The 12,828-nt window shown below is 60.4% G+C and carries 11 protein-coding genes; 2 read left to right on the top strand and 9 right to left on the bottom strand.

Translation table 11 applies throughout. The features are described 5' to 3' along the window. Nucleotides 1–6: 6 nt before the first annotated feature. From alaS to BTUS_RS05545, 4 genes are all read right to left on the bottom strand, one after another. Nucleotides 7–2,643, bottom strand: a complete 2,637-nt coding sequence (alaS, locus tag BTUS_RS05560) for an alanine--tRNA ligase (protein ID WP_013075134.1) — start codon at nucleotides 2,641–2,643, stop codon at nucleotides 7–9. Between the two features lie 282 nt (nucleotides 2,644–2,925). Further along, a complete protein-coding gene (locus tag BTUS_RS05555; protein ID WP_013075133.1) occupies nucleotides 2,926–3,993 on the bottom strand; it encodes an AI-2E family transporter in 1,068 nt (355 codons plus the stop codon). A gap of 209 nt (nucleotides 3,994–4,202) precedes the next feature. Beyond that, a complete protein-coding gene (locus BTUS_RS05550) occupies nucleotides 4,203–5,075 on the bottom strand; it encodes a UbiA-like polyprenyltransferase (protein ID WP_013075132.1) in 873 nt (290 codons plus the stop codon). Between the two features lie 45 nt (nucleotides 5,076–5,120). After that, nucleotides 5,121–5,303: a hypothetical protein gene (locus tag BTUS_RS05545; RefSeq protein ID WP_013075131.1), complete on the bottom strand. Its 183-nt coding sequence runs from the start codon at nucleotides 5,301–5,303 to the stop codon at nucleotides 5,121–5,123. A gap of 176 nt (nucleotides 5,304–5,479) precedes the next feature. On the opposite strand from BTUS_RS05545, the gene mobA reads away from it, so the two are divergent. Continuing rightward, the gene (gene mobA, locus BTUS_RS16740) at nucleotides 5,480–6,109 is read left to right on the top strand and encodes a molybdenum cofactor guanylyltransferase (protein WP_013075130.1); all 630 of its coding nucleotides are present in this window, start codon (nucleotides 5,480–5,482) and stop codon (nucleotides 6,107–6,109) included. Between the two features lie 21 nt (nucleotides 6,110–6,130). On the opposite strand, the gene BTUS_RS05535 is transcribed toward mobA, so the two are convergent. The 4 genes from BTUS_RS05535 to BTUS_RS05520 form a co-directional block, all read right to left on the bottom strand. Continuing rightward, nucleotides 6,131–7,387 (bottom strand): molybdopterin molybdotransferase MoeA, encoded by a 1,257-nt coding sequence (locus BTUS_RS05535; RefSeq protein WP_013075129.1) that lies wholly within the window; start codon nucleotides 7,385–7,387, stop codon nucleotides 6,131–6,133. A gap of 51 nt (nucleotides 7,388–7,438) precedes the next feature. Continuing rightward, entirely contained in the window at nucleotides 7,439–7,939 is a 501-nt protein-coding gene (locus BTUS_RS05530; protein ID WP_013075128.1) for a DUF1641 domain-containing protein, read from the bottom strand. Beyond that, nucleotides 7,932–10,907, bottom strand: a complete 2,976-nt coding sequence (gene fdhF, locus BTUS_RS05525) for a formate dehydrogenase subunit alpha (RefSeq protein WP_013075127.1) — start codon at nucleotides 10,905–10,907, stop codon at nucleotides 7,932–7,934. Before fdhF ends, BTUS_RS05530 begins: the two co-directional genes overlap by 8 nt. A gap of 172 nt (nucleotides 10,908–11,079) precedes the next feature. Next, on the bottom strand, nucleotides 11,080–11,460 hold the full coding sequence (locus BTUS_RS05520) for a DUF2294 domain-containing protein (RefSeq protein ID WP_013075126.1): 381 nt from the start codon (nucleotides 11,458–11,460) through the stop codon (nucleotides 11,080–11,082). 130 nt (nucleotides 11,461–11,590) lie between these two features. Here BTUS_RS05520 and fdhD point away from each other — a divergent pair, with 130 nt between their 5' ends. Continuing rightward, nucleotides 11,591–12,397 (top strand): formate dehydrogenase accessory sulfurtransferase FdhD, encoded by an 807-nt coding sequence (fdhD, locus tag BTUS_RS05515; RefSeq protein ID WP_013075125.1) that lies wholly within the window; start codon nucleotides 11,591–11,593, stop codon nucleotides 12,395–12,397. 248 nt (nucleotides 12,398–12,645) lie between these two features. On the opposite strand, the gene BTUS_RS05510 is transcribed toward fdhD, so the two are convergent. Then, nucleotides 12,646–12,828, bottom strand: coding sequence for an SPW repeat protein (locus BTUS_RS05510; RefSeq protein ID WP_013075124.1), 183 nt, complete (start codon nucleotides 12,826–12,828; stop codon nucleotides 12,646–12,648).

Raw genomic sequence — 12,828 nt, 5'->3', positions numbered from 1 at the left:
TTTTACTTAACAGCTGCGAGCCCCGGCCCCTCGTTGGCGCATCACCCACCCCGGCACCCGGGAAAGTGCCTCTGCCAATTTCTCCGGATGTCGCCCGCCCGCTTGGGCGAGGTCAGGCTTCCCGCCACCGCCACCCCCGGCCGCAGCGGCCACCTCTTTTACCAACTGTCCGGCGTGGAGACCCTTCGCCACCCAATCCGGGGATACCGCCGCCACGAACATGACCTTGTCTTCTTGTTTGGACCCGAGCACCACGACTCCGGAGTGGATCGTCTCCCACAGCACGTCCACCATTCGCCTCATCTGGTCTGGAGTCGCGCCCTCCACAACCTCGGCAACAACGGGCACCCCCTGGATGTCAGTCACGCGATCCGCCAGCCGCAGAGCCTGGCCGCGGATCCAGCGGTCCCGCCAAGACTCCAGCTCGCGCTCCGTCTCTTTCATGTCCCCGAGGACTTGCTCTAACTTATCCGGCACATCCGCCGGGGCCACTCGCAGGAGGGACGCGGCCCGATCCAACCCCTTCAGGCGCGAATCCAGAAATGCGTAGGCGTGGCGACCCGTCACTGCCTCAATCCGCCGCACTCCCGAACCGATCCCCGTTTCCGAAACAATTTTGAATACCCCGATCTCACTCGTCCGGCGGACGTGGCACCCTCCGCACAGTTCAATGCTGAAATCCCCCGCTTTGACCACCCGGACCCGCTCACCGTATTTTTCTCCGAACAGTGCCATGGCTCCCATGGCTTTGGCTTCATCCAGGGGCATCTCCCGAATGTCCACGGGTTCATTGCGCCAGATCTCCTCATTCACGACCCGTTCCACCGCCTCCAGCTCTTCCGGCGCCAAAGGGCCATAATGAGAGAAGTCAAAACGCAGCCGGCTGTCCGCCACCAGGGATCCCGCCTGGGCCACGTGCTCCCCGAGCACCTCCCGCAGGGCTTTGTGCAACAGATGGGTAGCGGTGTGATTCTTGATGATATCCTCCCGGTAGCGGCGATCCACCCGAGCCCGCACCACTTCCCCGGCCGTCACCGTGCCCCTCACCACCCGGCACCGGTGCACGTGCTGCCCCCGGGGGGCCTTTTGCACATCTTCCACCTCCAGCCGGGCAGTGGCGGTTTCGATGGTGCCCCGATCGGCCACCTGGCCGCCGCTCTCGGCGTAAAAGGGCGTCTCATTCAACACGATCAAACACTGGTCGCCCTCGGATACCCGCTCCACCACCCGGTCATCCACCACCAGCACCTCGACCCGGCTTTGGGTCTCCAATACTTCGTAGCCGACAAAGCGACTCGGGGCCTCAAGATCCACCAACACCCCTCGCTTGGACTGCATGCTCTCCACGTCCTGCCGAGCCGCCCGGGCCCGCTCTCTCTGAGCCTCCAAAGCCTGGGCGAACCCCTCTTCATCCACGTCGATCCCTTGCTCGCTGGCAATCTCCTTGGTGAGATCGATGGGGAAGCCGAAAGTGTCATAAAGCCGGAAAGCGTCTTCCCCGGCCAGGGTCGTCCGACCCGCCGACCGCAGCTTCTCGATATAGTCTTCCAGCACCTGCTCGCCTTCGGCCAGAGTTTCCAGAAACCGCTCCTCTTCCGCCTTGACCGCCCGTACGATAAAATCGCCTTTTTCGACGATCTCGGGATACGCTTCCCCCATAACCTCCCCGACCACCGGCACCAACCGGTACAAGAACGGACGGTCGAACCCCAGATTCCGCCCGTATCGCACCGCCCGCCTCAAGAGCCTGCGGATGATATAGCTCCGCCCTTCGTTGCCGGGCAGAACCCCGTCCCCCACGGCGAAGACCGCCGTCCGAATGTGGTCGGCGATCACTTTGAGGGCGACATCCCACTGTTTTTCTTGGCCGTACTGGACTCCAGCCGCCTCGGCAGCCGCTTCGATGATGGGTCGGAACAGATCGGTATCAAAGTTGCTGTCCACATCCTGCATGACGGACGCCATTCGCTCCAGGCCCATTCCCGTGTCGATGTTCTTCTTTGGAAGCGGCGTATACGTGCCGTCGGGATTGTGATTGAACTGCGTAAACACCAGGTTCCAAATCTCCAGGAAGCGGTCGCACTCACACCCGACGTTGCACTCCGGCCGCCCACAGCCCCGATTTTCTCCCCGATCGTAGAAAATCTCGGAGCATGGCCCGCTGGGGCCCTCCCCGATTTCCCAAAAGTTGTCCTCCATCCGGAAAATCCGGTGGGCGGGCACCCCAATCCGCCGGTGCCACAGCTCGTAAGCCTCGTCATCTTCGGGATGAATCGTCACCGACAGGCGCTCGGGATCCAGACCCATGTGCTCGGTGAGGAACTCCCAGGCCCAGTCGATGGCCTCTTTCTTAAAATAGTCCCCGATGGAGAAGTTCCCCAACATCTCGAAAAAGGTCTGATGCCGGGCCGTCTTCCCGACATTCTCAATGTCGTTGGTTCGAATGCACTTCTGAGAACTGGCGATGCGCGGATTCGGCGGCACTTTGCGCCCGTCGAAAAAAGGCTTCAACGGCGCCATACCTGCGTTGATCCACAACAGCGACGGATCGTCCACCGGGACGAGACTGGCGCTGGGATAGACGTCATGATCTTTAGATGCGAAGAACTCCAGGAATTTCTTTCGAATCTCTGCGCCCTTCACGCCTTCAACCTCCCATAAAAAAACCCCCGCCCCTCCAGGGACGAGAGTTTGACTCACGCGGTACCACCCTGATTACCCCCGGCAGGGCCGGGAGTCCCTCACTCGCGAGATAACGGTCGCCCGCCGGCAGGGTTCCTTCGGAGCGGCCTTCGGACGCCCGCCGTCGAGAACCCTTCCAGCCTCGGGGCCCTCTCTCTGGGACGCGGAATCGCCCTACTCTTCTCCATCCCTGCATGGTCCGGTTACAGTTATAGCCATTATACTCACAGATAAAAAGGACTGTCAAACGGGCCCTTTGCGAAAAGATGACCAATGCTGCCAAATCACCCGAAGCACCGCTAAAACCGGGACGGCGAACACCATCCCCGCAATACCGGCCAACTGCCCGCCCAAAAGCAGTGCAAAAATAATCGCCAAGGGGTGGATGTCTAAAGAGCGCCCCACCACCGCCGGGGAAATAAAATTGCTCTCGATCTGCTGCACGATCAGGTTGACCAGGAGCACCTTCAGAGCCATGGCCGGCGAAATGGTCAAGCCGATCAGAGCGGCCGGGGCGAGGCCGATAAAGGGCCCGACGTAAGGGATGATGTTGGCCACGGCCACAATCGAGGCCATAAGTAGAGAAAAGGGGAGGCCGATGATCAAATAACCCGCATAGGTCAGTACGCCCACCAGAGCCATCACCAAAAGCTGCCCGCGCACATATCGACCCAGAGCATCGTCGATTTCTTGCAACAGCTTTTTCCAGAAATCCCGCTGTTCCCGGGGAGCTAAACTGAGCACCACGCGCTCGACCATTTTAAGATCTTTAAGAAGATAAAACACCAGGAAGGGCACGACAAAGGCACTGAGCACCTGGCCCACCGTGGCCCCCAAAGAAGCGACCACCTGGCCGAGAAACTGTCCCGCCCATCGCTCCAGTTGGTTCAGGTGATTTTCCACCGCCTGCTGGATGCCGTCCGGCAGATATCGGGTCTGCCGGGCCAGCTCATTCAGCCATTGATCGATGCGGTGGACCGTTTCCGGCAGGTTGGCGGCCAAGGCTTTGACCTGCTCCACCAAGGCGGGGATGCCCTGCACTGCCGCCACTGCACTGATTAACAAAAAGATGGCATAAATGATGAGTATACTGATACCCCGGGGAACCCTGCGTTTCACCAGGGCCTCGACAACGGGGTTCAAAAGATAGGAAATGATCAAGGCCACCACAAAAGGGGTCGCCACCGATCCGATCAAACCCAAAGCCCAATCCCAGACCGGACGCAGCTGGATCACCATATATACGCAAGCCAGAACGACCAAAATCAAGGTGGCGGTTTGGAGGAGCTCTCGCTGGGTCCACTTGCCCACGGCCTCACCCTCCCCTGCTCCCCAAGCAAAACCTTGAGACAGGCCGGACACCTATCCCATCCGCACCACCATATTATGCGTCGCCCGGATCACCCATGTCCATCCCGATCTCGGGACTGTCACCGCCGCCCGGGTCACCGCCGGGATCAGCGGCCCCGGCTAACGCCCAGCGCCCGCCGATCGATCCCCAAGATTCCCAAGGAGCCATGTCACCGAAAAACATGCCACAGTACGTCCCCCGCCGTAAAAACAAAGGCTACCAAGGCCACATAACTGTTGACGGTGAAAAAGGCTTTTTCGATGTGGGTCATATCCTCGGGGGAAACCAGCCGATGCTCGTAAATCAGAAGCAGGGCCACCATGGCGATTCCCACGGCGTAGAGCCACCCGAGGGGCACCCAGATCAGCAGGCTCAAAAACAGCCCCACCGATACAGCGTCCAAACCCCGGGAAATCCACAAACCCCTCCGGATACCAAACCGTACCGGCACCGAGTGTAGGCCATTTTCCCGATCGAAATCCACATCCTGGAAGGCGTAGATAATGTCAAAGGCGGCAATCCACGTCGCCACCGCCGCCGCCAGCACCACCGCGGGCAGATCGAACTGTCCAGAGACCGCGAGCCACCCGCCGAGGGGCGCCAGACCATCTGCAATGCCGAGAACGAAGTGGCTCATCCAGGTGAATCGCTTGGTGTACGAGTACACTACGAGAATCACCACGGCCACCGGAAACAGTTCCAGGCACAGAGGGTTCAGCTTCCATGCGGCCACGCCGAGCACCACCAGGGAAACGATGATAAACACCCAAACTTCCAGCGTCGACAGCAGTCCCCGGGGCAACTCCCGCTGGGCTGTGCGCGGATTTCGAGCGTCGATGGCCCGGTCGATCACCCGATTCAACCCCATGGCCGCGCTCCGGGCTCCGACCATCGCCACCGTGACCCAAAACACTTGCCACCAGGTGGGCAGGCCCCGGGTGTGGTCATAGGCGGCCAGGATCATTCCCAGGTACGCGTAGGGGAGAGCGAATATCGTATGTTCGAATTTCACCAGTCGCAAAAATAAAACGAGCTTGTTCACGTTTCACGCCCCCTCCCCTTTATTTACCGGGAGGTGGGGGAAAAGTCAACCGGCGGTTTCCACCCGTCCAGCTTCTAATAGGCTGCCGTCTTCGGCCACTTCAAACATCCGCACCTCCGTTTCCGTCACCACCATCTCCGTACAGCAACTCCAACAGTAGTACTGATGGGTGCCGATTCGCCCCACATCCCGACATTGGCAGCGCGGACACTGGGTCATCGGATCCAAAACGCATCCCTCCTTCGGCAGTCTCATCATTGGTATCATGACCTTTTCATGGAAAATTTATACTAAATCCGCCCACGGGCAAAGGGGAGAAATGACCGGAAATCCTCCGAAGGGGGTTCTTGTGCACCGCGGACAGGGCCGCTACAATGCGAGGCAAAAGAACGGAGGGAATGACCGTGCACAAAGACGCGCTCCGGCCCTGGGCGGTGGTGCTCGCAGGGGGCCGCAGTTCTCGAATGGGGGTAGACAAGGCGCTCTTGCCGGTTGGCAATCGGCCCCTGATCGTACACTTGACAGAGCAGGTCCGGGCCCTTGGCTGGCCCTGTGTCATCGTGCTTCCGCCCGGAGGGCCCCCCGCCAGGGTCGGGCGTTATCAATCCTTGGTTCCCTGGGCGTCCTTTGTTTTTGATGCCGAAGCCGGGCGGGGACCCGTGATGGGGATCGCTTCCGGAGCTTCCGCCGTGCGCTCCGAATGGATGATGCTGCTAAGTTGCGACATCCCCAATCTGGATACGGCGCTTTTGGGGGAGATGATGGAGATCGCCAACACCGATTCGCCGGACGCCCCCTTGGTGGGGGTATATGTGGCTGGTGAGCCCTTTCACGGACTTTACCGGCGGGAACCGGCGTTGCGGGCAGCCAGGAAAGTCCTAACAAAGGCTGGGCCCCGGGCCTCCGCCAGAGCATGGCTCGACGCCCTGGGGCCCGCCCGGGTTCTTCCTGCAACACGGAGAAGCTGGGTGAATCTCAACACCCCAAAAGATTACGAGGAGTATGTGCGGCGCAGTGGTGCACAAAACCCGTAGTGGAAGTCATGGGTCTCGCCCTCAGGGTGCTAGGAGATTTAGCCACCAGACTGTGACCCGATCCCCTGCCGCAGGATCGGCGAGAGGCGGAACTTCCACCAAAGTGTTCGCACCCACAAAACTGGAGAGGGCGGAAGACGATTGTTCCCGGTCAGCATCCGCGACCACTCGGCCGTCTTCGATCCACGCCCGAGCCCTCCAAAATCGAAGGGAAGGCACGGGTTCACCGCCCGGTCGACCCCGGAGCTCCGCCACGGTTGTCGGCAAATCCCATTCCGCATAACCGCGCATGAGGCGCAGAGACGGCAGCAGGAACAGGTGGCCGGTGACAAAGGCAGAAGCCGGGTTGCCGGGGAGGGCAAACCACATTTTGTTGCCCTTTACCGCCACCGTCACAGGTTTTCCCGGCCGGATCCGAACCCTCTGGAATAGAATGTCCATCCCGAGTTCTTCCATGGCCCCGGGCACCACATCGTAATCCCCCACAGACACCGCTCCGGTCGTCACCACCACATCGGCCCACTCCAAGACCCCCGCCACCGCCTCGATCACTTTGTCCGGCAGATCCGGCAGGCGTCCCAGATCCCGGGCATCCGCCCCGGCCAACCGCGTCATTGCCAGGAGCATCGGGCCATTGCTGTTGCGGATTGTCCCCGGGGTGAGAGGCCCGGGGCCGCTCACCAACTCGTCTCCGGTGGAAAACAGCGCCACCCGAGGCGCACGACGCACCTCCACCTCTTCAACCCCGGCCGTGGCAAGCACCGCCGCCTCCGCCGGACCGATCCGGCAACCGGCTTCCACCGGCGCAGATCCCCGGGCCAAATCTTCCCCCCGGCGCTGGATCGATTCTCCGACGGGAACCGGGGCGCTCACCTCGATGCGTTCTCCCACTAAACCCCTGGAGCCTTCGGGAAAACGGACATCCTCAATGGGAATGACCGCGTCCGCCCCGGGTGCCACCGGCGCCCCGGTCATGGTTCGCACTGCCTGACCCGGCCCCAAGCTTCGGGAGGGCCAGCCCCCCGCCGCCACCTCCTCCACCACCGACAGTACGGCGGGTTCGTTCGCTTTCGCCTGGGCGCAGTCCGCCGACCGGACGGCAAACCCATCCATCACCGATCGATCAAAAGGGGGAACGTCCTCGGGCAACTCCACAGGCCGGGCGAGCACTTCACCGGCGGATTGTCCCAGAGGGATTCGCACCCGGTCCAAGGGTGTCACGCGTGCGAAACACAGGCGTCTCGCGTCGGCAAAATCGATGGGTTCTAATTTCGGCATGATGAGATCTCCTTTCCGGTTCGAAGACACATCTGATTGAACCAGAGGCACCTACTCGCGGGGAACCGTCCCGGCCTCCGCCCCCCGAGCCGTTTGGCCGATGACCTTCGCCGCCCGGAGAAGGATCAGCAGACCGGCCGCCACGTCCGGATCCCGAACCGCCCGGAACAGATCCATCATACCAGGCGGCCGGTGCTCCCATTCCCGGGCCCCGGCGGGCTGACGCAACCCCTCTGCAACGATCTTGGCGGTTTCCGCCGCTCCTTGCAAGTCCACCGACGCCAATACCTCCCCCAAGGCCACCACATTTTTTAACAACCGCTTTCCGCCTTGGGTGTTCACCTGATGGACCAAGATTTCCATGACCTCTTCCCCGGCTGCCGCCGCATCCCGCAAAGTGCGCAGGATCCCTTTCTCCCGCAACACGGCCAGTAGCTCCAAGGTCTCCTCCAACGCCGGCGCGTATTGGGCCGCCATTTCCTGCCACTCCGGGGCATTCGACTGCTCCCCGCCCCCGAGAGACCGTTTCACCATGCGGATCGGTTCAGCCACGTCCGCCCTCCCCCTTTCCAGGAAACACGTAATCCCGGCGCCGCCATTTTTCCTCAACCTCGACGCCAGATCTCGGCGTAGGCTCATGAAACCGCGGGTTGTGGATCGGCAGCGGCATCGGACCCGATTTTTCCAAGACCTCCATCCGCACCTGAATCTCTTTGTACGCCGGGGTATGAGTCACCCGGTCGGTATGGGAGCCGGTAACATAGTTAACGGCGGCTTCAGTGGCCGTATTCATGGGTAAATACAGCTCCCGACCCCTCACCCGGTCGGTCACCAACACCCGGACCACCACCTCCCCGAAGGGAGAGACGAGTTTCACCAGTGCCCCGGACTCGATCCCCCGCTCCTCGGCCAACTCCCGGGAAATCTCCACGAAGGCCCCGGGCACTTTGTGCCGCAGGCCCTCGGTTTGGTAGGTCATATTTCCTTCGTGAAAATGTTCAAGGAGCCTTCCGTTGTTCAAGTGAAGGTCGTATTCCTCGGGCATTGTCACAGGCGGTACCCACTGCATCGGATAGAGCCTCGCCTGCCCGTCCGGGAAAGCGAACCTTTCTGTATAAAGCAACGGAGAGTCGGTGCCGTCCTCGGCCACGGGCCACTGCAAGCTGCGGAATCCCTCCAGCCGGTCGTACCGCACCCCGGCAAAGAGAGGCGCCAACCTCGCCGCCTCGGCCATGATCTCTCCCGGGTGCTCGTACCGCCAATTCGCTCCCAGTCGATTCGCCACCGCCTGGATGATCTCCCAGTCCGGTTTGGATTCGCCGAGGGGTTCCAGGGCCCGATACAGCCGCTGAATACGCCGCTCGGTGTTGGTAAAAGTGCCCTCTTTCTCCAAACTCGGGGCGGCCGGCAGTACCACGTCCGCAAACTCTGCCGTGCGCGAAAGAAACATATCCTGGACCACCATAAAATCTAACTTCGTAAAGGCCTGTTGGACATAATTGGCATTCGCATCCACCAAACTCATGTCTTCGCCAATAATGTACATCGCCCGGAGATCTCCGGCGTGGATCGCATCCACCATCTCGTGATTATCCAGGCCCGGCTTCTCCGGCAGCTTGACGCCCCAGGCCACCTCGTAACGCCGGCGCACCGCCGGATCCTCAGTCCGCTCATAGCCGGGATAGTAGGCCGACATGGCGCCAAAATCGCTGGTTCCCTGCACGTTGTTGTGCCCCCGCAGGGGATAAGCCCCTGTGCCCGGGCGGCCGTAGTTGCCCGTAACCAGCAGGAGATTGGAAATTGCCGTACTGGTGTCGCTTCCGCCGCAGTGCTGGGTGACGCCCATCGCCCACAGGACACACACCCTTTTCGCCTCGTGAACCATCTGTGCCGCCCGGGTGAGATCCACCTCGGAGATCCCCGTCACCGCCGCCGCCCGGGTGAGGGTGAAATCCTTGAGACTCTCCACATACTCCGGCCAGCCCTTCACCCGTTTGGCCAGAAACTCCTTATCCTCCCACCCCTGGTCGATGATGTATTTGGTCACCGCCGCCAGCCAGACAAAGTCCGTCCCCGGGGCGGGGTGCAAAAACAAGTCCGCCCGCCTGGCCATCTCGTGCCGGCGCAGATCGGCGACGATCACCTTTTGACCGCGGAGCTTCTGCGCCCGTTTGACCCGGGTCGCCAAAACCGGGTGAGATTCCGCGGTATTGGACCCGATGATGATCACCAAATCCGCGGCGGCAATGTCGGCGATCGACCCGGAGTCGCCGCCATAGCCCACGGTGCGGAACAGCCCCTGGGTGGCAGGAGACTGACAATATCGAGAGCAGTTGTCCACATTGTTCGTCCCCACGACAGCTCGGGCCAATTTTTGCATCAGGTACGCCTCTTCGTTGGTGCATTTGGACGAAGCGATAAACCCCAGAGCATCCGGCCCGTACTTCTCCCGTACCGCTCCAAACCCCCGGGCGACAGCCTCCAGGGCTTCCTCCCAGGAGACTTCCACAAAAACCCCATCCCGGCGAAGCAGGGGCCTGGTCAGGCGGTCTGGGCTGTTGATGTGTCCCCAGCCGAACTTCCCTTTGACACAGGTAGAAATCCCATTGGCTGGCGCCTCGGGAGTCGGTTCGATTTTGAGAATATGACGCCCCTTGGTCCACACTTCAAAACTGCATCCCACGCCACAATAGGTGCACACCGTTTTCGTGCGTTTGATGCCTTGACTACGCACCGCAGCCTCGGCGTCCGAGAGGGCGAGAATCGGCCCGTATCCCGGTTCCACCTCTTTGGTGACCTCGATCATCTCCCGCAGAACGCCGGGCTTCAGCCCCGTCATCACCCCGGCCTGGCCGAGCATGGATTTTTCCATGAGCGCATTGCACGGACAAACGGTGACGCAGTGCCCGCAAGATACACAGGAGGATTGGTCGATGGGTACGCCCCCGTCCCACACCACCCTGGGACGCTCCAGGCTCCAGTCGATAGAGAGGGTTTCGTTGACCTGGAGATTCTGGCATGCCTCGACACATCGGCCGCACAGAATGCATTGGTTGGGGTCATACCGGTAAAAGGGGTTTGTGTCATCCACGTCGTACGGCTTTGGAGAAAAGGGTTCGCGCTGATGCTGTACCCCCAGTTGTTTCACCGTATTGTGCACGACACAGTTGCCGTTGTTGTTGTCGCACACCGTGCAGTACAACTCGTGGTTCACAAGGATGCGATCCACCGCTTCGAGCCTCGCCCGGCGCACCCGTTCCGACCGGGTGTCGATCCGCATTCCCTCCGTCACCTTGACCCCGCAGGAACGGACCAATTCGCCATCGATCTCCACCAGACAGGTGTCACAGGTCTGAATGGGACCCAGGCTCGGGTGATAACACACATGGGGGATCTCCTCCCCCTGCTCCAACAGAACCTCCAGCACCGTCCGGTCCAGACGACCCCGTCGCACCTCCCCGTTCACGTGAACGACCACCCCCGAAACCTCCCGGGTGATCCCATCCGCCCGCTCTGCCATTGTCTCGTCCCCCTTTGACCCATCAAAAAACCATCGCAACGATCGGCTGTCGGCCGGTACACTCCCCATGCACCTCAGCCATATTCCGATTCATCGCGATGGTTAGTCACCAGCACACTGTAAGTACCGTGTTCCAACCCGTGTTCCCTTGTTTCCGGATCCAACCTGTGGCCTATAATTCATTCATGCGAGTCCCCCCATCGATGGGCCGATCAAAAACAAATACGGACACCACCTCATCTTGATCGACGTCAATATCGGTGAACAATTTTACAAAATTCGCGCCCACCAAAGCCTCCATGTCCACGGGACGCGTTTGTTGGTATAATTCTTTAATCATGTGCGTTCTCGCCTGCCAAATCATCATCCGTCCCTGATCGGTGCGCGCAATAAATCGCTCAACCGGGCTGAGGCTCCCGGCCATGTGGGCGATGGCCCAGTTTCCAAAAAAGGTCACCTTGATCTTTTCCGGTCCCTTGCCGATATGGTTTTTCCGATAGGCCCGTACCAAATTCGCGAACGCTTGCTCGCGATCCCGCCGCGACTCCTCCATCCTTTCATCCCCCGCAAAAACAATGTAGCATTATTCTAAGAACGGAGTCAACCAAATAGCTCCGGTCGCTTGGCGTGAACAAAGAGGTCCGCACGCCGGCGGGCTGGGAATCTAAAGCGAGGAGATCTTCATGGCGGCAAACGTCCGCTCGTATAAAGCCAAAAGAATCACTCTCGATCACGTCCAAGAGTTCGACGATACGGTGGCGGTGGAAACACCGCTCACCCTCTATGTGAACGACGAGGAATTCGTGACCCTGGTCTGCACCCCCGACTGTGTGGAGGAGCTCATTACCGGCTTTCTCGCCTCGGAAGGGCTAATCCGGGGCGCGGAAGACATCGGGTCCCTCACCGTGGACACTGCGGAAGGTGTCGTGTGGGCATCCCTGCCCAAGCTGTCGACACCCGCCCGGAGGATGTTCGGAAAACGGATCCTCACCAGTTGCTGCGGCCGGGGGCGGACTTCATTTTATTTTTTCAACGACGCACGCACCGCCCGGAAGATCATCGGCACCTGGACCGTGTCCCCGGAAGCCTGTTTTAGAGCCATGGCTTCTTTGCAGCAGGCATCCCAGCTCTTTCACGCCACCGGAGGCATCCATCACGCGGCTTTGGCACAATCTTCCGGGGATCTCGTCGCTGTCCGCGCGGACGTCGGACGGCACAATGCTCTCGACAAACTCTACGGCTGGGCCCTCAGGGGAAGGTTTGACGCAACTCAGGCCATGGTGGTGTTCAGCGGCCGCGTCTCCTCGGAGGTGCTGTTGAAAGTCGCCAAGATGGGCGTGCCGATCCTGCTCTCCAAATCGGCCCCGACAGACCTGGGCTTACGCTTGGCCGACGAACTCGGAGTAACGGTGGCGGGGTTTCTCAGGGGGAATGGGATGAATGTCTACACCCACGCCGAACGAATCGCCGATGACAATGTGACCAAATGACGAAAAGTTATTGGCGCCGCCTATTTTATCGTCATGTTCCGTTTCGCTCTGGATTCGCGTGGAGATCCGCGTTTTGCGCCAGGCAAATGAGGCCCAAGCGACGCACACGAATCCTATCTCCTCCGCGGAAAATTAAATCCACGCCCCAGGCCCGGGGCACAAAAAACCCCCTCGCCGTTCGGGTGAGGGGGCCGGTATGCCCGGTTATCCTCGATGATTAAACTAGTGGATAATAAGTGCCATTACGGTTACGAACCCCTTTTACTCATCTGGGAGCCCGCATAGGCCGACAAGACCGCCACGACGATGCCGACAATAATGCTGTTCCACATCGCCCCGACGTTCTGGCTGAAGTTGAAAACCCAAGGTGACACGATGAACCACAGCCCCAGCAACGCGCTCAGCCATGCCGTCCAAGCCGCTTGACTCAT

This window comes from Kyrpidia tusciae DSM 2912, assembly GCF_000092905.1.
GTDB classification, from domain to species: domain Bacteria; phylum Bacillota; class Bacilli; order Kyrpidiales; family Kyrpidiaceae; genus Kyrpidia; species Kyrpidia tusciae.
The sequence above is the reverse complement of the archived record's forward strand: the minus strand, read 5'-3'. Positions and strand labels throughout refer to the sequence as shown.